This is a genomic window from Pseudomonas sp. C5pp (genome assembly GCF_000814065.1).
In the GTDB taxonomy this organism is placed as follows: domain Bacteria; phylum Pseudomonadota; class Gammaproteobacteria; order Pseudomonadales; family Pseudomonadaceae; genus Aquipseudomonas; species Aquipseudomonas asiatica.
In genome coordinates this window covers 15,757-32,207 of record NZ_JWLN01000040.1, presented here as the reverse complement: position 1 = coordinate 32,207, position 16,451 = coordinate 15,757, and the positions used below count along the sequence as shown (strand labels likewise).

The window sequence follows — 16,451 nt, the reverse complement described above, 5'->3', positions numbered from 1 at the left end:
CAGTGCTCATGAGGGCACTGTCATCACCCAAATCACCTAACAAGGCATGACCATGTGGTTTAAGAACCTGACTGTTTATCGTCTGACTCAAGATATTGAATTTGCGGCGGAGGCGCTGCAGTCCGCCCTGGCGTCGAAGCCCGCCCGTGCGTGCGGTTCGCAAGAGCTGGTCACTTTCGGCTTTGTCGCGCCGCTGGGCAAGGGAGAGGAGGCTCCGCTCGTTCACCAGAGCGGTAATTTCTTCCTGATCAGTGCTCGGAAGGAAGAGCGCATCCTGCCAGCAAGCGTGGTGAATGATGCTGTGAAGGAAAAGGTCGAGGAGATCGAGAAAGAGCAGCAGCGCAAGGTGTACAAGAAAGAGCGCGACCAGATCAAGGACGAGACAATCCAGGCCATGTTGCCGAAGGCGTTTATCCGCCGCGGCGTGATCACGGCAGCCATCGCGCCAAAGCTCGGGCTGATCATCGTCAATAACGCGAGTGCCAAACGAGCCGAGGATCTGCTCTCCACGCTTCGTGAAGTGCTCGGTTCGCTGCCGGTGCGGCCGGTGACGGTCAAGATTGCTCCGACTGCAACCCTCACTGACTGGCTCAAGAACGAGCAAGCGGGCGAGGGCTTCCACGTCCTGGACGAATGTGAACTGCAGGACACCAGTGACGAGGGTGGGTCGGTGCGCTGCAAGCGACAGGATCTCACCAGTGGCGAGATCAAGAATCATCTTGCAACCGGCAAGCTTGTGACCAAGCTGGCGCTGGCCTGGCAGGACAAATTGTCGTTCATGTTGGACGACAAGCTGGTTATCCGGCGCCTCAAATTCGAGGACCTGCTCCAGACCCAGGCTGAGCAGGATGGGGGCGATGACGCCTTAGCGCAGGCAGATGCGACGTTCGCGCTGATGATGATGACCTTGGCCGAGTTTCTCCCGGCGCTTTACCTGGTGCTGGGTGGCGAGGATGTGCCAGCGTCGATCTGAGCCATGCTGGGTACCCAAGCCTCCGCGTTGACGGGGGCTTTTTGTTGCCCGAGAAAAATATCGGTCTCTGTTACGCATTCCAGGAAGTACAGACAACCAGTTTGTCATTTCCCCCAATCGGGCTCAGTCCCCGCCAGGGGAGCTGTGTCGACTACTTGGAGCAGCACAATGACCACCATCATCAACGCAAAAATCGGCGAATCGAAGGGCGTTTCACGTGTCTTTATGGAAGGCCGTCACCTCCTGACAGCCGGTATTCAGATTGGCAAGAAGTACTCGATTAAGTCAGACAAGATTGCACGGCGTCTCGAACTAATTGAGGTTCCAACTGGCTTTGCCGGGAAGTGCATCAGCGTATCTAAGCGTGAGCGTAATGGGGTTGTACATCCAGTAATCGACTTGCGCTCTGAGAAAATCCGTGAAGTCTTTGAAGATGACCATAAGGTCCGAGTCGCGATTCGTCGTGGCCGGATTGTGATTACTGCTTTGCAGATTCAGACAAAGATCCGCGAGCGCCTCAAGCGCATGAAGGAAAAGTTGGAGCGTGGTCAAAAACTCGCCGTAGCGTCGCTCTTCCACGGTGGCGGGGTGCTTGACCGAGCTTTGCACTCAGGCATGGTTAAGTCCGGTGTCGGCTCATTTGTGCAGGTTGGCGTTGAGATGGAAAGTGATTATCTCGACTGCTCAATTCGAAACAATGGCGATATTTGGACAGAGGACTCGATCGCTATTCATTCTGATGTTCGGGACGTATATCTGAGTGAAAATACACCTTTGTGCGAGATACTTGTCGGAGGTATCCCTTGCGTAGGAGCGAGCAAGAGCGGCAGGAGTAAAAACAAACTTGCATTTGCAGAGAGTCATAATGACGCCGGCGCACTGTTCGTCGAGTATCTGAACTGGCTGCGTCATGTAAATCCATGTATTGCCATCATTGAAAATGTCGGGGAGTATGCTAACACTGCATCGATGTCGGTTATTCGAAGCGTTTTCACGCATCTGGGCTATGTGGTGCATGAGGCTGTTCTGGACGGCTGGGATTTCGGGACACTCGAACATCGTAAGCGGCTTGTGGTGGTAGCAATTACGCCCGGGATTGGAGATAGTTTCTCATTCGATAATCTCAAGGTTAACAAGGTGCGTGAGTCATGCATCAACGCCATCATTGATCAGGTTCCTCTCAATGACGGATCTTGGAAGGAATACTCATACCTTGCGGAGAAAGAAGTTAGAGACCTGGCTGCAGGGAAAGGGTTCGCCCGCCAGCTTTTAACTGGTGAAGAAGATGGTTGCGGGACATTGGGCCGCGGATACGCCAAAGCCCGGAGTACCGAGCCGTTCCTGGTGCACCCAGAGGATCCAAAGCTCAGCAGGCTTTTCAACACGGCCGAGCACGAGAGGCTGAAAGGAATTCCAGCTGGATTAACCGATGGTGTTTCTGAAACTACTGGGCATGAGATCTGTGGTCAAAGCGTAAGCTATCCAAAGTTTGTCTCTGTAGGTGAAGAAATCGGCAGGGCTGTCATGGCCTCACGCAATAACGTAGTCAACTTTCCCATTCGATCTGCTCACGCCTGCAAGGATGAGTCCGTCGGTGCGGATGTCGACAAAATCCAAACTGGATCATTGGCTTTGCTGATCTGATTGGTAGATTTTCCGCTTCTAACGCAACACAAACCCGGCTCGCTTATGCGAATCGGGTTTTTCTTTGCCTGATGAAATTTTTTCAGGCGCTTGATGGAGGTCACTTAATTTGCTATACAGAAGTCACTAGTTTTCCCATGAGGGGCAAGCACATGAAAACAACCACTTTCACTTCTGAATTTCTGAGTGCGGCTAAGCAAGCACCTCGCATATACTTTGCGCCTGTGATTGGTGCCTATAAGGCCATCAAGGCTGAAATGGCTAAGGCTGGCGGCGGCGACCGCTCAACCAAGACCACCCCCAAGCACTGACCTTCCCAAAGAACCCGCCGATCGAGCGGGTTTTTTGTGCCTGTGGTTTACTGGTTTCTGTGAAGCATCCCCTTGGAGCAAGTTAACTTTCAGGGGGCCATCATGCTTCTCGCAATCAACGATCCAGCTGTGCAATCCGCTTTGATAAATGCTTTCGCTGCTGTAACCAGCACTGTCCTGGCAGCGGCGTCAGCTGCACTGATCGGAAAGAAATTTTCAGACCGGAAAAAGCTGGAGCAGTCGCTGGAGCTGTGCCAAAAGGACGTCGAGTTTCTGCTCCAGGTAGAAGCCGAGCATGTCGAGCTCCACAAGGAGCGGGGCGACAAATCCAACAAGCTGAAGGTCCGTGAGCGAGTAAGGGATCTCGGCTATTCGTTCTCTGGGAAATTCACGCCCGGCCGGCTGCGGCAGGCACGGCAGAGCTAAGCGAATTGTTCCACCAAGCCAGGCACTGCCTGGCTTTTTTGCGTCCTGCAGATTACAGGCCCGCGTTACGCATCTCCAGGGGCTAGGTCTACCGCAAGAAGGCCTATGGGATTTCTCAACGACCGCCCCAGGTCCTTTCAGGAGTAACAGATGTCAAAAACGCACAAAAAACCTTGGTGGAACCCGATCGCACACTTCGCAGCCCATGGCTTCGTTGGTACTGTCATCTTTTTCATCATCATGGTGCCAGCAGTTCTGCTCAACCATTTAGTCCACTACCTTGCTGATTTCGGTATTAGCAAGTTCACGCTGGATATACTGACGCTACTCGAACAAGCCTTGGTTTTGGCTGATGCGAGTCTCTTCTTTATATTTATCTGCATTGGCGCATATCGTGCCGTCAGGGAGTTTGCTGAATGAATTCGACATTTGGGTCTGAGTTTGCTAACGCTGCAAGGCAAGCACCGCGCATCTTTTTCGCGCCCTTGATGGGAGCTGTTGCTGCCATTAAAGGTGAGTTCAGACGCGTAAAATACGGTGCAAACCAAAACAGCAAGCCGCTGCAATCCAAATAAACGCTCAGCAGAGCCACCTATAAAGAAACGCTAAATCCGACCCACCATCCTTGATGGTGGGTCTTTTTTTGGGTTCGATTTCCGGGACCCGGCGTGGGCCTCCTGAACCCTGTCACCTACTCCTAGGGAAACGTGTAGATTTACATTGATCTCTATCGCCGTATGCGTACGCGTTATGTATTATTGATGGCGCCCATTTTTGGAACCGATAGGAGCGTTCAAATTGGCCAACTCCCACGAATTCGAGGTCGGCGCCGGCTACGAGGTAGCCAACCCGCCCATGCTTGCTGTCGGCGACGATGAAACCCACCGACTCTCCCGCTTTTTTACCGTGCTCACTACCGATGAGCACGGGGTGACAGTTTATGACGGTTGGTATGGTGACGGCCTTGCGAGCTTGCATCTCTCACATGAGGTCCTTGCTCAGCTGGATGTGACCAGGCTGCCGCCCCGTGGTGAAGCGGTGGCCGCAGAGCTGGCCAACGCTATTGCCACTTCTGCTGCCGCTGCCATCGAGAGACGAAACCAGGTGAAGGAGCATGGCGACTCTGTACAGAGCGAGCACGCTTCCCAACGTTTCTTCGTACAGTTTTTCTCTGGCCAGGTCAGGGGGCTCGCGTCGAAAGGACTGATCAACCCAGATCTCGCAGTTCAGATGATCAGCCTTTCGACCGGTTTGGAGTTTGCCGCTGGTGCGTAATCCAAGGCGTCTCCGCTCCTGGCGTACTGCTCTTGCCGCCTTTGCCACGGTAAGCGCTGCTGCTGGCCTGATCATGTTCAAGCCGGTGGCCCAGCCTCACTTCGGGGCAGCAGTCTCCAAGCCGTTAGGGCGTTACTGCTTGATCAAACCAGGTGAGCGCCATACCCATTGTGAGGGGCAAGATGCTAGCCCCAGGGATCCAGTGCTCGCAGCCATTAAGACCATGCGTGAACAAGGGAATCGGCAACCTTGACGCCGTTTCTCGCTGACTCACTCGCTCTACCTGTTCTGTATTAAATCCAACCTGAGGAAACGCAATGACTATCACTCCTGACATGCTTGCTCGTATCGCTGTCGTGGTGCTGGCTGTGATCATTTCGATCGCGATCAAGCGCCGCAAAGCCCTTTTCACCGTGAAAAATGCCTCCGGGCCTGAGCAGATCCAGGCAATGCAAGGCTTTACCGATCGCTCGCTGCGCGACGTAAAAATTCTGATCTGGCTGTGCTCGGCGCTTTGCGCGGCTGCATTGGCGGTGTGTATCTACTCGATTTTCTACCCGCTGTGAGGCTCTCCCGGCCGTAGATCAAGGCCTCTGTCCATCCCTGTGGACAGAGGCCTTTTTTGTGGCGCTATCATGACATCGCATGGCTGGCAGGCGTGCAAATCTTCTGGTATTATGCGTACGTGTTATCAATCATTCTGAGGAGCTTGTAATGCCGAAAATTCAATTCTGGGCCATGCGGACTTTGAACATTGTTGGTCAGTTGCCGGCGGCTTTGGCCCTGGCAGCCTTCGTATTCGTGTGGGCGAAGATTGGTCACATCAGTCCCACACCCGCGTTTATGCTGATCGCGATTCTGGTCATGGTTGTGCTCTTCGTGCAGCTGCTGAAAGTGGCCGATCGTAAAAAGGCCAAGGCCAGTGCGCAGGGCCGTGTTGGTACCGGGCTGCGCTGAGCTGCATCATGCCTGCCGGCCTAACGCAAGTGTCGCGGTGTCGTCCGCATGTGCGGAGCCGAATAGATACCGGCTTCTACAGCGAAATTCCAATGCATCACGGCCTGGTTGAGCGCATGGAGCTCGCAGGTGACTACTCCGTAGAGCTGAGCCTTTCAGGGGATGTGTTTGATGGCTTTGCGGTATGTGAAGGGCGACTGGTTACAGCCTGGCTTCGGTTACAGTCAGAGGCTGTGCCAGTCGCTGTCCTGGACGCGGTTCTGTTGTCCAGCGGCGATGGAAAGCGATATTCCTTGGCTGATGCTTGCGACCTGGTAAGTGAGGCTCTCCAGAAGGCTGTGCAGGAGCTGGTCTGGACCTGCCGGAATGACTTCTCTGCTGTGCTCGAAGCTGGCAGCGTACTTTTCATTAGAAGACTTGAAGTGAGGGATGAATTCAGGTCATCACAACTAAGCCAAAATATAGTAGACGCTGCCTGCGTCTGGCTGACGTCGAAGTGTCGACTCGCGCTTCTTACCCTTAAGCCGTTTCCTCTTCAATACGAGAATATAGAGCCTGTGCTGGGTAGTCGCCATTACGAAGCGTATTGCCGGGGCTTACGAGAAGATTTGGAAAAGCTTTCTCTATATTACAGCTATCACTTCGGGTGCTTAGCTGCGTCACTTGAATCCACATTGTTGATCAAGCCGTTGAACGGACACCGATGCGCGCTAAGCCGGGCAGGGTGGTCGTTTATTGCCGCGGAGTAACTATGCTAGCGACACAGAGCCGGTCTAAAGGCGTGAAGTATAATGTACAGCTGCTTTTGAATGGTTGGGTATTTGCAGCGCTCCTCTGGGCTCTTGGATCTTTGATTGAATTCCTTTTGGAAGAGCTAGAAGTTTCCATTCCCCATAGTTACGGCCTGTGGGTCAAGGCTTCTGGCTGGGGTTTGGGTGGTATATTCTTTCTGCTGTTCGTTGTCCGTATCGCTATCTATGGCTACAACAGAAAATCAGGTAAGTATCTATGAGCCTGTTTTGGGTTGGGCTTGGTTTAACTGCGGCTGCTCCAGTGCTTTGCAGCAAGAGGTACCGGTTACACGGGCCTGCCTGGATGTACTCTTTAGGGTGTGGGGCCGCTGTCCTTGGTCCATACATCTTGCTGTGCACCTTTCTGGATGTTGCTACCTTGCTCGCCGCTGCTGCGATCATCGGAGTGCCTTTCTGGGGCTATGAACGGTATCGAGCAGCTAAGGGTCAGCAGCACTATACGCAAGGCATTATGGGCTACATGGTGGAGCTGACCCCGGTTGCCGTGTTCCTGCTCTTATTCCGATCCTTCGTAGCAGAACCCTATCTTGTTCCGTCCTCCTCAATGCGTCCTACTCTAGAAGTAGGCAGCGTGGTTGTCGTAGACAAGTTCAGTTATGGTGTGAGGTTGCCTTTCGTTTCAAAACCGATCTCGCATGGGGGGGCGCCGAAGTTTGGTGATGTTCTGGTATTCCGTTTTCCTCTTGACCCGGCTAAGCCTTACATTAAGCGAGTGGTCGGCGTCCCGGGCGACAATATCACTTATCAAAGTGGTGAGTTGTCTATCAATGGTGCCCCGGCGGTGCGCGAAATGGAAATGCCATATGATTACGAAGATGAAGCCAGCGGAAAGCTTAAGCACGCCACCTATACGTTGGAGCGAATTCAAGGCTTGCAAATTGATACTCTGCAGGACAATGGCAGCAGTGATTTTGGTGTGAATACAGACTTCCCTGCCATCCCAGGCTGCGTGAGGAATGTTTCAGGGATTTCATGTGTTGTACCAAAAGGCTCTTATTTTGTGCTGGGTGACAATCGCTCCAATAGCCTGGATAGTCGCTATTGGGGGTTCGTAACAGACAAGGAAATTATAGGTCGGGCCATTTTCGATATAAATATCGATAACGGCAGTTTCCAGTTCAGCCGGCTCTCACGATGAGTGGCCACCAAAAGGATGCCGCCATGGAGTGCCGATCCAATACAAGTCCGTGTTTCTCATACCTCCTCTGTAAGGCAACGCAAGGCCTTGCACCCATCATTCAGGAGAGAAACGCATGAACTTTCATGAAACAGCCATCAAGTACGCTCAACTAGCAGCTGCACCGGTCGATTCCCTCGGCAACCTGGTACAGCAGGTGGGCTCGTATCCTGTTGGAACAGTACGCGATGCCGAACTCGCAGAGCTTGAGCAAGCGTATCGATCGACAGTCATCGCCCAGTTGGTCAGCTCCAGCGAGCTGAAGGCCACTGCTCACGTTGTGTTGTCCCAGGACGATGATGAGTCTGGCGCGGATGCCGAGGTGATCGGTATCTGTTTCGACTCCGCTTCGGCTGAAAGTCTTGCCGACGAAGCTGCAGCTGAAATGGCTGCACGCATCAACAAACTGCTGGCCAATGACATGGGGGCGGATTTCGAACCTGTCGCAGTAACGCAGACTGCCCAGGAGCGCATCGTCCACAATTCCAATGTCGGAATCTTGGGTGCGATTCGCGTCAAGACCGCATCGGTAAGCGTCGAAATGAACGGATTCGGACTGCAGAACGTTACCTCGCCAATCATCCCGCTTGGGGTGCCCGGCTTGTAAACCTGCTACACGCCCGGGCCAAGTGCCCGGGTTTTTTTGCCTGCTGATTATTAGCCTCTGTCTTTCCAAACACGACATTGTGCTGATCTATAGTCATCCAGTATTATCAGTACACGTTACGTATCGATAAGGCGCTTGTCATGGATACCCGTCCTTCACACTCTCTGATCACCCGCGTCGTTGTTGCTCTCTGCGTTGTCGTCATGGGCTTGCTGGCCACCATGGCTGTTGGCGCTGGCCTGGTGAAGATTTCCCCGGTCCTCATTTTCAAGGGGGTTTTTCTCTGCCTTGTCGGCGGAGCCCTCTACCTCATGATCCGCGCCTGCGTCGCAGCTCACATGGAGCAGGACGAGCAGGGTGCGGCAGAAGTTGATGGAAGCAAATAGATGTTCGACATTCATGCCGGGGACGGCAATCCCGAGGTGCCAGCCGACCTGAGCTCTCGAAATCTCTTTTTTGAATCTGCAGACACCGGATTGAGCAGTGTCGCCTGGGCCCAGCTGATGGACCGGTTCCGCGAGGAGCAGGGCTGGGCGGATACTCGGCTTAGCAAGGAGATTGGCATCAGCATCTCCATGATCCGCCAATGCCGAGTGAACATGCGCCCGTTGCCGCCCCCGGCGCGCATACGCACGCTCGGTGCGATGGGGGTAGAGGTGACCCTGTCGACTCTGCTCGCTGCATTGCCTGAACCAATTCGAGAGGCGGTTGAGGCGGCCAATCAGCAGTCGCAGGTGGTCCGTGAGACTTTGCTCTACGGATTCTTCGATCGTCTGGATGCTGGCGGATCACCAGATTTGGTCAGCGCCTTCTTTGATGGTCTGGCAGAGATCTCAGGCCTCAGTGAAACTGAGCAAGCGTCCCGGATAGGCCTATCCCTGGAGGATTTCACCTCTATCCGAAAAGGACGAAAACCCATCCCGTTTCGAGTCAAGATGGCTATCTCTGGCTCTTACACCGCCAACGAGTTAGGTCCCCTGATCCTATCGCTGCTGCCGGCCGCATAGGAATAGCGAAAAATGTGAGGACGATTGCGCCTTTAAAATATACATACGTGTTATGCTTCATTAAGATTCTGAATGCGTTTACTGGTGTGTATTCTGGAGGTGTCCATGGGGGCTCACATTACCGCTCCAACCAAGTGCCTTTGTGGGCACCTTGATCTGTTCAGCTTCACCTCGCCAGGGATGGGCGGGCGCAGGCAGGATCGCCTCTACGCCAGTAGCACGATCTGTGGGGAATGCAGCGCCCATATCCGCGAACTCGTTGCGCCGCAAGCCAAAGGCTTCTATCAGATGAGCTTGCCCCAGTTGGCGGGGCACCCTCGCTCTGTTTCTTGGGCTCAATCTCTTCGTCTAGCTCACATACGCACCCTTGGCCCTATCATGGCTCATCTCAAGTGCAGCACAGATCCTGTGGCCGTCGCTGCGCTGGCCGTCTTTGAGATGCTCTTCAAGATCACTGATGCGCAGTACTGGATTGCGGGGAGAGACCACGCGTTTGGCGCTGGTCACTGGGTGGTCTCGGAGATCGAGCACCTGATGCGCAAGCGTGACCTGGCCATGCACGAGAACTCTCGATCGGCCTACTGCTACTGGAAGAGAGTCAATCCCGCAGTGATCGATCAAGCGAAGCAGGATGCGGCTGTGCTGCTGTCTTCATTTGCTTTGGCGCCAGGCAAAACGACGACACCGCAACCAGCACAGGCAAAGCCCTCTGAGGCTGGCACTTCTGTGTTCCTTTGATCAGTGATTCAGGTGGATTTGTGCAAGTAGAGAATTCGAGTGCGCACCTCGACTCAGGTGCGCGTCCAGCGGGCAGCGCTACCCAGCTGGCAGGGGCCTCGCCACAGGATGCGACTGGGGGCTGCATGATGATCAGCGGGACCCTTCATTGTGAAGGATTCGGCTTCATGGCGAGTCAAGGCAGCATTCCCAGCTACAACGAGTCAATCCCTTGTCCTGCTTGTAACACGATCTTGTGGCTGGCCAACGCGAAGAACCAGGCCTCTGCCCCCATGGGAGCCGGCAGCGACATGCCAACCGAACAGATCTGGTTGGAGGCACTCCGGGTCGCTCACCGAGAGAACCCCGGCGGCGTGCACGCTGCTTTGGAGGCGGTCGGTGAGGTCCAGGTCAGAGTGCAGGCTCAAGAACAAACGGCGCTTGTTGTTCGTACCTACAACTCACCGAGCCAGTTCGGCGAGGCTGTGCTTGATGATGCGGCCGTCGACGCTATCGCACTCAACATGAAAGTGAAGATGGCCCGAAACCGGGCAAAAGGGCGGTCTGGCTGGAATGACGAGACCACATGCACTGCTGATTTCCTTTCAACGGAGCTGCGCGAGCACGTCGCAAAAGGAGATCCCCTTGATGTCGCTATCTACGCAATGATGCTGCATCTACGCGGGGAGACCATTTCTGCACCGGCCTGCAGCACTCACTTACCAACTGAAAATGACCCCGCTTGAGTAATCCTCCCATGATCAAACTGACAAAACTGGCCCTCCTCGCAATTATGGTCTTCGGCTCTAGTAGTGCCTCTGCTGTCGAGCTCGTGCTTTCTGCACATGCCGCTGAGATCTCCCAGGATCTGATCAAGGAGACGATTTCATCTCACCTGCCAAAGCAGGTTGTGAAGCTGGATGGCGGCTACAAGATCTACGCTTACCTGGAGACGGCCGACTATCAGCCGGGGGAGCGTCTTTTCAGCTACTCGGTTCAGCTTCACAAGCGTGTTGTAGAAGCCGGTACGGGGAAGGTGTATTGGGTCAGCACAGGCGGCGTCCGCGGGCACGGGGTAGCGGTTTCTGGGGATACGATTCTAGCCAACCTAGGCAATGATCTGGTTGCCGGCGCCGAGTCATTTAAGCTCGATCAGATGTAGTGCAATCGTCGAGGCGTAATTCTCAGCCTTTCGGCCAGTTGGGGCTACAGGATTCCAGAAGCGGCGCCGTCCGAACATAGCCAACGCCCCTGCCACAGCGAGGCCAGGGCGTTTTCTTTTATGCATTTCGGAACGCCGCAGCAATGATCAACTGTTAGCTTTGGCCTCTAAAGCGCGAAGTTTTTCATCAACTTTCTCATTAAGTTCGGAAACTTTAGCTTTGACCTCGGGCGTATAGGTTTGTTGTTGTGTTTCGTAAATTTTTATAGATATACGCCTTGCGTTATCTTCGCTTCCTGCAATCGATACGGCATTAGCAGGATTTTGAATCATTCGCGCTACTACCTCTAGCTCTTCATCTGACCAGTTCAATTCACTCCATTGCTTTTGCACTAGCTCTCTATTCAAGGTCTCATTGGCCCTAAAACTTTCCTCAATGACAGCCTTGGCTTCAAGAGGAGCAATGTGAGGGTAGCTAACAGCATAGACTTTATACAACTGCTCTGTTCCGCTCTGGATGCGTTTCTCGGCCGGAAATAGGCGGTCAATTTTATCTTCACGACTTTCCTTACACCCAGTCAGCGCAAAGGCTGCAATGAAAATACAAAAAAACGAAGTAACCGAACGCATGATACTCTCACCTCATGATTGAATATTGAAATCATCGGAATAGAATCCAGGGAGTCATTATGCCATTATCTCGTTTAAACAAACAATGATTGCTGGCAACGGTCTGGTTTAGAACCAACTGATTGTGCAATTGAATTATTTGCTGCAAAGCTGCAGCGTAGCGATCGAACTCTCCCCCCGCTTATGTGGGAAACCGCTCATCGACGGTGGCTCCGTTGAGGGGGCTCCGATTCAGTGCGGCTCAGGCCGGTTTGGCCTGCGCTGAATTATGCCTCCGTTCAGCCTCCCCAATATTTCAGTGTCACAACAAGGCGCCAAGAGATACTATCTACGTACGTGTACGCGTTCTGTATCCCTAACGCAAAGTGATGCTGTCTGCGCTGGAGCCTGAAATGACTGCTAAACGTCAATTGCTTTTGTCACTGTCAGGGGCAGTAGCGCTGCCCCTGGTCTCAGCTGACTCGTTCAGTTTCAATCTCGTGCCAGCCCCTCCCGCAAGCCAACTGCCAACGTACCTGGTTGCATCGGCGGCTGGCCTTGCCCTCCTTGGTGCCTGGTACTGGTTCAATCGGTCTCGAACCACGGCACAAGCGGCTGAGTTGCGGATCGAGCGCCAACTGCAGGCTCTTGAGAAGCTGGCGACCCAGGTCGGAAGGGCGGAGCAAGTACTCTCCTTGAAGTGTGAGTTCATGACGCACCAGATGCGGACCGAACTCAAAGACGCCCTGTACGCCATCACCACTGACACCATCCGCAACATGGGCGGGTTACGCCGCAAGGAGCCCATGTCAGACAAGCAGTTCAGCAAATTAATGGCCAAGTCTGACGAGTTCTTCAGCAGCCTGGAGAGAGCGCAGGCGAGCGAGGTCACACTCAACCTGGATGATGACGTGCCGCTGCTTATGCCGGAGCGGGGTAACCCACTTCCGAAGCCAGTTCCTCAACGGCGCCCTGCGGAGCCCATGATACTCCAGGCCCCTGCACCTTCGTCTCCCGCGAGTATCCCTATGCCGGTGAAGCCTAGGCCCAAGGGCGCCAACGCTGATGCTGGAGATTCTGATGGGGTTCCGGCGCTGGGGCTTAACTCAGCTCTGGTTCTGGGCGGTGGTTTGCTTTCCGGCAGTGGACTACTCCTCGACCGAGATGATGGTCCGGACCCAGATCAGTCCGATTTCGCGACGGACTGAAGTCCTATGGATATCCCAAGCCTGCAGCCTGCCACCTCCACCTCTACAACTAGGCGCATTTCGGACACTGAGATGCAGGGCATTACTCGTGACAATCGACCGTCCAAACCTTCGGACGCGGGCTGGCGTGTGCGGTTGATGAAGGCTGGAAAGTTTGTCGCCGATCGCCATTTTCGCGACTTGGCCTACCACGGTCGTTCCCGGGCAAAACACGCAGCGCAATGCTACCGCGACGACATGGCCAGGGAGCACGATATCCAACTCCCCCCGACCGTGCAGAGTGAGCTTGCACGCCAACGCCATTCGGCGGGCCTGACACAGAAAGCTATAGCCATGATGCTATCCGTCTCGCCCGGGCTGATATCGAAGTGGGAGAAGGGGGCCGAAATGCCAGCTGCAGCTCGATCACTCTATCGCGCTGCTGTTGAGGGCCAATTGCCCGCGTGTGAACCGACCCTCACCGGCGCAGATGTCAGGCGCATCAGAGTCGAGGTTCTAGGTTGGTCTCAGGCACAGCTAGCCAATGCCCTGGGCTGGGCCTATGCCGCTGTGGGCTATTGGGAGAGAGGGCAGCGGCCTGTACCAGGATGGGTCAAGGTGTACGTGAACGCAGTCAGCAAGGGGTGGGTCAGTGGAGAGCAGTGAGCGTTTAGATGGCAATGACCCTGTAGGGGACGCAGTTGCTCAGTGGAGGCAAGTCATGCCGTTGCATCACAGCCTGCCGATCGTATTTTCAGATGGCACTGAGCTTGCCCGCTTTGCAGTGGATTGTGCCCAATGCCGGCGTAGCTTGGCCGGGGATCTGGTGCGGGGGGAGGTCAAGCCTCAGTCGGGAGATCGCTTCGCGCTGACTGGTCTTGCTGCCTGTGCGGCCTGTGCGTCGTTCACCAGGTTCGCGTTCATGTGCACAGGCTCAACAGGCTCGGTGCAGCTTGAGTGGGTATCAAGGGGAGAAGTGAAGAGGCATGAGGTGCACACTACCTGGTGGTCCAAGCTTGTGGCTATTTTCCGGTAGGCAAAAAAAAGCCCCTACCTCGCGTGTAGGGGCTGCCCGGAAGGCATGGTTATTCCTCAGTTGTATTGAGGTTGAGCTGTTGCTCGGTGGACGGGTTCACGTTCAGTTTCTCTTCTTCTTCTTCGGCCAGTCGAAATTGCTCCAGAATCGCATCCAGCTTTTGCTGATTTTCCAGCGTCAGGTGCTGAAAACCACTGTCCTGACGAATGTCTTGAATAGCCGTTCTCATTGTTGGAGCAGCGTTTGTGACTGCCTTCTTGATGACCTTGCCCGGAACAAAGCGTGGCATGAGCTTTTCAGTTTTACCGCCTGCAGCAGCGGAGCGGGCGAGGCCTTGCTCGATCACTTGCAGAGCTTTCGGCCCGTGCTCCTGAAGAATTTGAACAGCCAGTGTGAACGATACAACTTCATCGCGGACATAGTTCCTGATCTCGATGGGGCCGTTGATCATCAGAAGGTAGTCCGAAACTTGGGCCGGCCAAAGATTCAGCTTCCTGGCGATCGCGGCGTGGTCATCGGGATGAAAGCGTGTCATGCGCTTGCAAACGACAGCCGTCGCATATGGGCTCAGCGGCGTTCCGTTGTTACTAATGACCAGGTCAGCGGTCATGTCCTCTTCAGAACAATCATCTGCAGCGATGATGCAAGGAACGGTTGGAATGCTCTCGCCCTCAGCGATCGCCTCCATCGTGGCCTCCAGGCGCTGATGACCACGTTTCAAACAGATCGACTGCTCGCCATTTTCATCACGCCTGATGATGACCGACAGAGCAGAGTCTTTCTTGAAGCCATTGTCTTTGATGGATTGCTTCAGCTTTTGAACGTTGGCCAGGTAGGCAGCATTGCGCTCCCTGACGTTGTAACCCGGGATGACCTTGATGGTGCTAGGGGCCACATTCCACAGGTCTCCCGCAGTAAACCTCTGTTTTCCATCACCTTTTTCCATTGCCTTCTTGATGTTGCCCGTGGAGATGATCATGCGGAAATCAAGGTCAAGCTGGTGTTCGGTGCTGCTGTTTTCGATGGCTTCGGTCATGAGGTAGCACTCCTGAAAGGTCAGAGATCGTTGAACTTGCTAACAGAGATGACTGACACCTGCGCATAACCCAGGACACTGCCGACACCAGCCATCCGGACAGGATCTATCATCCATCCGGCGCGGCAATAATACAAAACGCGTACGCATACGCACTATGAAATATTAAAAATATCACAGGCTTTTGAGCGCCCAGCTCGTAGCACGCTGACCAGCATCCAGCAGCCCTTTTGCGGTGATGCCTTCGACGAGCGATACCTCAACCTCAACTGAGCCGCGGACGGCTGCCTCCAGCTGGCCAAGGCCCAACTCAGCTTGATAGGGGGACACGGCCACCCCGATCGTGCCTGTCACCATGAACAAATCGCAGCCAGGGCTGCGGGGGTTCTCCCCAACACGAGTGATTGTCAGGCCACGGATACCACCATCGGTAATCGCCACGGCCAAAGATTCGTGGCTTTGCTCGATGACGCGCAGAGACGCACCCACATGGCTTTTCATTTCCCCGTCGATCGACCGGCTAGCGTCGACTGAAATGAGTTTCCTGAAGATGGCGGTGAACCCTGGCCAAGTGTCGGGAGCTGAAATTCGACCGTGCTTTGATGACCAGACTGGGTGATGACTCACCAGGAGCTTTGACACACCATGGTCAAGGCTGTCTGCGAACGACCAGTGCTGGTCGGTGCTGTCTTGAACTTTTGCAACCCGCCACAAGGAACGAAACGCCCATAGTTCAAGGGTCGATGAAGCATCGATCTGGTAAAAATCGCATTTGCTTTGAGCGTGCGCCAGAGCAGGTGCCATCACCGCGTCACCGTGCCATTCGAATTGGTCGAGATTCTTGAGCCTCTGGTTCCCGTGCCAATACGACAGCTCGACAGTAACCTGGGAAACCCACCGAACAGCTGAGGAGCTTACGGCCGGCAGGTGGGCGGAAGAAGAAGCGCCTTGCTGGCGCTGGCTCGTGAGCATGTTGAGACCCTTTTGGTTATGACGCGGGGATCATACACGAACACATACGCCGCCTGTATCGCAAGGCCGCCATCATGAATGCCGAGCGAAAAAAAACCGCCCTCAGAGAAGGGCGGTTTGGGTGGGGTTAATGTGCAGCAGGGGCTGCATGCTGTGACACGAGCTCCTCGACGGTTGCGCCGGCGAGGGCTGCTTTCACCATGCTGTTGATGACAGCTGCGGTGGTGCCTGGCTCTGTTTGCTGGATGCAGCTGCTGTATGCGAAGAGCAGTTGGTCGCCAATCAGTGGGATGCCGTTTTCGTCGGCGTCTTTCTCGTGGTCGAATTTCCCGCAGCCATCACCGATCTTCAGTTTCAGGGCTGCCGAATTAGCACAATAGGCGGGGTCACAGATGCCGCGAACGTTGAACCGGATGCAGAATGCCTCTGCAAAGGTGCGGAGCTTTGCCGGCACGTTGTAGTTTTTGAAGGCCTCTTCGAAAAAGTCGGGTCGTAGAGCAGGGCGCTGCGGTTTAGCGTCGAGGGTAGTGGTGGTCATGAGAC

23 protein-coding genes are annotated in these 16,451 nt (G+C 54.5%); 19 read left to right on the top strand and 4 right to left on the bottom strand.

Annotation, left to right across the window (positions count from 1 at the left end; translation table 11 throughout):
• The first annotated feature begins 52 nt into the window (after positions 1-52).
• The 17 genes from rdgC (at position 53) to RR51_RS24760 (ending at position 11,068) form a co-directional block, all read left to right on the top strand.
• Positions 53-973 carry a recombination-associated protein RdgC gene (gene rdgC / locus RR51_RS24835; protein ID WP_031324887.1) on the top strand — a complete coding sequence of 307 codons (921 nt, stop codon included), beginning with the start codon at positions 53-55 and terminating at the stop codon, positions 971-973.
• A 168-nt stretch (positions 974-1,141) separates the two neighbouring features.
• Positions 1,142-2,617: a DNA cytosine methyltransferase gene (locus RR51_RS24830; protein WP_039614975.1), complete on the top strand. Its 1,476-nt coding sequence runs from the start codon at positions 1,142-1,144 to the stop codon at positions 2,615-2,617.
• Between the two features lie 152 nt (positions 2,618-2,769).
• Positions 2,770-2,928: a hypothetical protein gene (locus tag RR51_RS31095; RefSeq protein ID WP_023662064.1), complete on the top strand. Its 159-nt coding sequence runs from the start codon at positions 2,770-2,772 to the stop codon at positions 2,926-2,928.
• A gap of 102 nt (positions 2,929-3,030) precedes the next feature.
• Positions 3,031-3,354 carry a hypothetical protein gene (locus tag RR51_RS24825; protein ID WP_031324888.1) on the top strand — a complete coding sequence of 108 codons (324 nt, stop codon included), beginning with the start codon at positions 3,031-3,033 and terminating at the stop codon, positions 3,352-3,354.
• 150 nt (positions 3,355-3,504) lie between these two features.
• Positions 3,505-3,774: a hypothetical protein gene (locus RR51_RS24820; protein WP_039614974.1), complete on the top strand. Its 270-nt coding sequence runs from the start codon at positions 3,505-3,507 to the stop codon at positions 3,772-3,774.
• On the top strand, positions 3,771-3,929 hold the full coding sequence (locus RR51_RS31340; protein ID WP_164842895.1) for a hypothetical protein: 159 nt from the start codon (positions 3,771-3,773) through the stop codon (positions 3,927-3,929). Before RR51_RS24820 ends, RR51_RS31340 begins: the two co-directional genes overlap by 4 nt.
• 223 nt (positions 3,930-4,152) lie before the next feature.
• Positions 4,153-4,629: a hypothetical protein gene (locus RR51_RS24815; protein ID WP_023662067.1), complete on the top strand. Its 477-nt coding sequence runs from the start codon at positions 4,153-4,155 to the stop codon at positions 4,627-4,629.
• Positions 4,630-4,964: 335 nt separating this feature from the next.
• Positions 4,965-5,195: a hypothetical protein gene (locus RR51_RS24810; RefSeq protein WP_177328682.1), complete on the top strand. Its 231-nt coding sequence runs from the start codon at positions 4,965-4,967 to the stop codon at positions 5,193-5,195.
• 148 nt (positions 5,196-5,343) lie between these two features.
• Complete coding sequence (locus tag RR51_RS24805; RefSeq protein WP_023662069.1) at positions 5,344-5,586, top strand: hypothetical protein; 243 nt, start codon at positions 5,344-5,346, stop codon at positions 5,584-5,586.
• A gap of 781 nt (positions 5,587-6,367) precedes the next feature.
• Positions 6,368-6,598, top strand: a complete 231-nt coding sequence (locus RR51_RS24795; protein WP_172688339.1) for a hypothetical protein — start codon at positions 6,368-6,370, stop codon at positions 6,596-6,598.
• Entirely contained in the window at positions 6,595-7,536 is a 942-nt protein-coding gene (gene lepB, locus RR51_RS24790; RefSeq protein ID WP_023662072.1) for a signal peptidase I, read from the top strand. The genes RR51_RS24795 and lepB overlap by 4 nt, the downstream gene beginning before the upstream one ends.
• Before the next feature lie 115 nt (positions 7,537-7,651).
• Positions 7,652-8,182, top strand: coding sequence for a hypothetical protein (locus RR51_RS24785; RefSeq protein ID WP_023662073.1), 531 nt, complete (start codon positions 7,652-7,654; stop codon positions 8,180-8,182).
• Positions 8,183-8,322: 140 nt separating this feature from the next.
• Positions 8,323-8,568 (top strand): hypothetical protein, encoded by a 246-nt coding sequence (locus RR51_RS24780; RefSeq protein ID WP_023662074.1) that lies wholly within the window; start codon positions 8,323-8,325, stop codon positions 8,566-8,568.
• Positions 8,569-9,189, top strand: a complete 621-nt coding sequence (locus RR51_RS24775; protein ID WP_023662075.1) for a hypothetical protein — start codon at positions 8,569-8,571, stop codon at positions 9,187-9,189.
• 72 nt (positions 9,190-9,261) lie between these two features.
• Positions 9,262-9,927, top strand: a complete 666-nt coding sequence (locus RR51_RS24770; protein WP_144000629.1) for a hypothetical protein — start codon at positions 9,262-9,264, stop codon at positions 9,925-9,927.
• A gap of 125 nt (positions 9,928-10,052) precedes the next feature.
• Entirely contained in the window at positions 10,053-10,652 is a 600-nt protein-coding gene (locus RR51_RS31425; protein WP_023662077.1) for a hypothetical protein, read from the top strand.
• 11 nt (positions 10,653-10,663) lie between these two features.
• Positions 10,664-11,068 (top strand): hypothetical protein, encoded by a 405-nt coding sequence (locus RR51_RS24760; RefSeq protein ID WP_023662078.1) that lies wholly within the window; start codon positions 10,664-10,666, stop codon positions 11,066-11,068.
• 147 nt (positions 11,069-11,215) lie between these two features.
• On the opposite strand, the gene RR51_RS24755 is transcribed toward RR51_RS24760, so the two are convergent.
• On the bottom strand, positions 11,216-11,698 hold the full coding sequence (locus RR51_RS24755) for a hypothetical protein (RefSeq protein ID WP_023662079.1): 483 nt from the start codon (positions 11,696-11,698) through the stop codon (positions 11,216-11,218).
• Between the two features lie 392 nt (positions 11,699-12,090).
• Between RR51_RS24755 and RR51_RS24750 the strand changes: the two genes are divergently transcribed.
• Both RR51_RS24750 and RR51_RS32040 read left to right on the top strand, forming a co-directional pair.
• Positions 12,091-12,885 carry a hypothetical protein gene (locus RR51_RS24750; RefSeq protein ID WP_039614972.1) on the top strand — a complete coding sequence of 265 codons (795 nt, stop codon included), beginning with the start codon at positions 12,091-12,093 and terminating at the stop codon, positions 12,883-12,885.
• 6 nt (positions 12,886-12,891) lie between these two features.
• Positions 12,892-13,530, top strand: a complete 639-nt coding sequence (locus RR51_RS32040; RefSeq protein ID WP_023662081.1) for a helix-turn-helix domain-containing protein — start codon at positions 12,892-12,894, stop codon at positions 13,528-13,530.
• 419 nt (positions 13,531-13,949) lie between these two features.
• Here the strand turns inward: RR51_RS32040 and RR51_RS24735 are convergent, their stop codons facing one another.
• From RR51_RS24735 to RR51_RS24725, 3 genes are all read right to left on the bottom strand, one after another.
• A complete protein-coding gene (locus RR51_RS24735; RefSeq protein WP_023662083.1) occupies positions 13,950-14,936 on the bottom strand; it encodes a ParB/RepB/Spo0J family partition protein in 987 nt (328 codons plus the stop codon).
• A gap of 174 nt (positions 14,937-15,110) precedes the next feature.
• A complete protein-coding gene (locus RR51_RS24730; RefSeq protein WP_023662084.1) occupies positions 15,111-15,908 on the bottom strand; it encodes a hypothetical protein in 798 nt (265 codons plus the stop codon).
• A 127-nt stretch (positions 15,909-16,035) separates the two neighbouring features.
• On the bottom strand, positions 16,036-16,446 hold the full coding sequence (locus RR51_RS24725) for a hypothetical protein (RefSeq protein WP_023662085.1): 411 nt from the start codon (positions 16,444-16,446) through the stop codon (positions 16,036-16,038).
• Positions 16,447-16,451: the final 5 nt, after the last annotated feature.

Coding starts and splice junctions, on each gene's coding strand:
- rdgC (WP_031324887.1), top strand. CDS start 53: ATGTGGTTTAAGAACCTGACTGTTTATCGTCTGACTCAAGATATTGAA.
- RR51_RS24830 (WP_039614975.1), top strand. CDS start 1,142: ATGACCACCATCATCAACGCAAAAATCGGCGAATCGAAGGGCGTTTCA.
- RR51_RS31095 (WP_023662064.1), top strand. CDS start 2,770: ATGAAAACAACCACTTTCACTTCTGAATTTCTGAGTGCGGCTAAGCAA.
- RR51_RS24825 (WP_031324888.1), top strand. CDS start 3,031: ATGCTTCTCGCAATCAACGATCCAGCTGTGCAATCCGCTTTGATAAAT.
- RR51_RS24820 (WP_039614974.1), top strand. CDS start 3,505: ATGTCAAAAACGCACAAAAAACCTTGGTGGAACCCGATCGCACACTTC.
- RR51_RS31340 (WP_164842895.1), top strand. CDS start 3,771: ATGAATTCGACATTTGGGTCTGAGTTTGCTAACGCTGCAAGGCAAGCA.
- RR51_RS24810 (WP_177328682.1), top strand. CDS start 4,965: ATGCTTGCTCGTATCGCTGTCGTGGTGCTGGCTGTGATCATTTCGATC.
- RR51_RS24805 (WP_023662069.1), top strand. CDS start 5,344: ATGCCGAAAATTCAATTCTGGGCCATGCGGACTTTGAACATTGTTGGT.
- lepB (WP_023662072.1), top strand. CDS start 6,595: ATGAGCCTGTTTTGGGTTGGGCTTGGTTTAACTGCGGCTGCTCCAGTG.
- RR51_RS24785 (WP_023662073.1), top strand. CDS start 7,652: ATGAACTTTCATGAAACAGCCATCAAGTACGCTCAACTAGCAGCTGCA.
- RR51_RS24780 (WP_023662074.1), top strand. CDS start 8,323: ATGGATACCCGTCCTTCACACTCTCTGATCACCCGCGTCGTTGTTGCT.
- RR51_RS24775 (WP_023662075.1), top strand. CDS start 8,569: ATGTTCGACATTCATGCCGGGGACGGCAATCCCGAGGTGCCAGCCGAC.
- RR51_RS24770 (WP_144000629.1), top strand. CDS start 9,262: ATGCGTTTACTGGTGTGTATTCTGGAGGTGTCCATGGGGGCTCACATT.
- RR51_RS31425 (WP_023662077.1), top strand. CDS start 10,053: ATGATGATCAGCGGGACCCTTCATTGTGAAGGATTCGGCTTCATGGCG.
- RR51_RS24760 (WP_023662078.1), top strand. CDS start 10,664: ATGATCAAACTGACAAAACTGGCCCTCCTCGCAATTATGGTCTTCGGC.
- RR51_RS24755 (WP_023662079.1), bottom strand. CDS start 11,698: ATGCGTTCGGTTACTTCGTTTTTTTGTATTTTCATTGCAGCCTTTGCG.
- RR51_RS24750 (WP_039614972.1), top strand. CDS start 12,091: ATGACTGCTAAACGTCAATTGCTTTTGTCACTGTCAGGGGCAGTAGCG.
- RR51_RS32040 (WP_023662081.1), top strand. CDS start 12,892: ATGGATATCCCAAGCCTGCAGCCTGCCACCTCCACCTCTACAACTAGG.
- RR51_RS24735 (WP_023662083.1), bottom strand. CDS start 14,936: ATGACCGAAGCCATCGAAAACAGCAGCACCGAACACCAGCTTGACCTT.
- RR51_RS24730 (WP_023662084.1), bottom strand. CDS start 15,908: ATGCTCACGAGCCAGCGCCAGCAAGGCGCTTCTTCTTCCGCCCACCTG.
- RR51_RS24725 (WP_023662085.1), bottom strand. CDS start 16,446: ATGACCACCACTACCCTCGACGCTAAACCGCAGCGCCCTGCTCTACGA.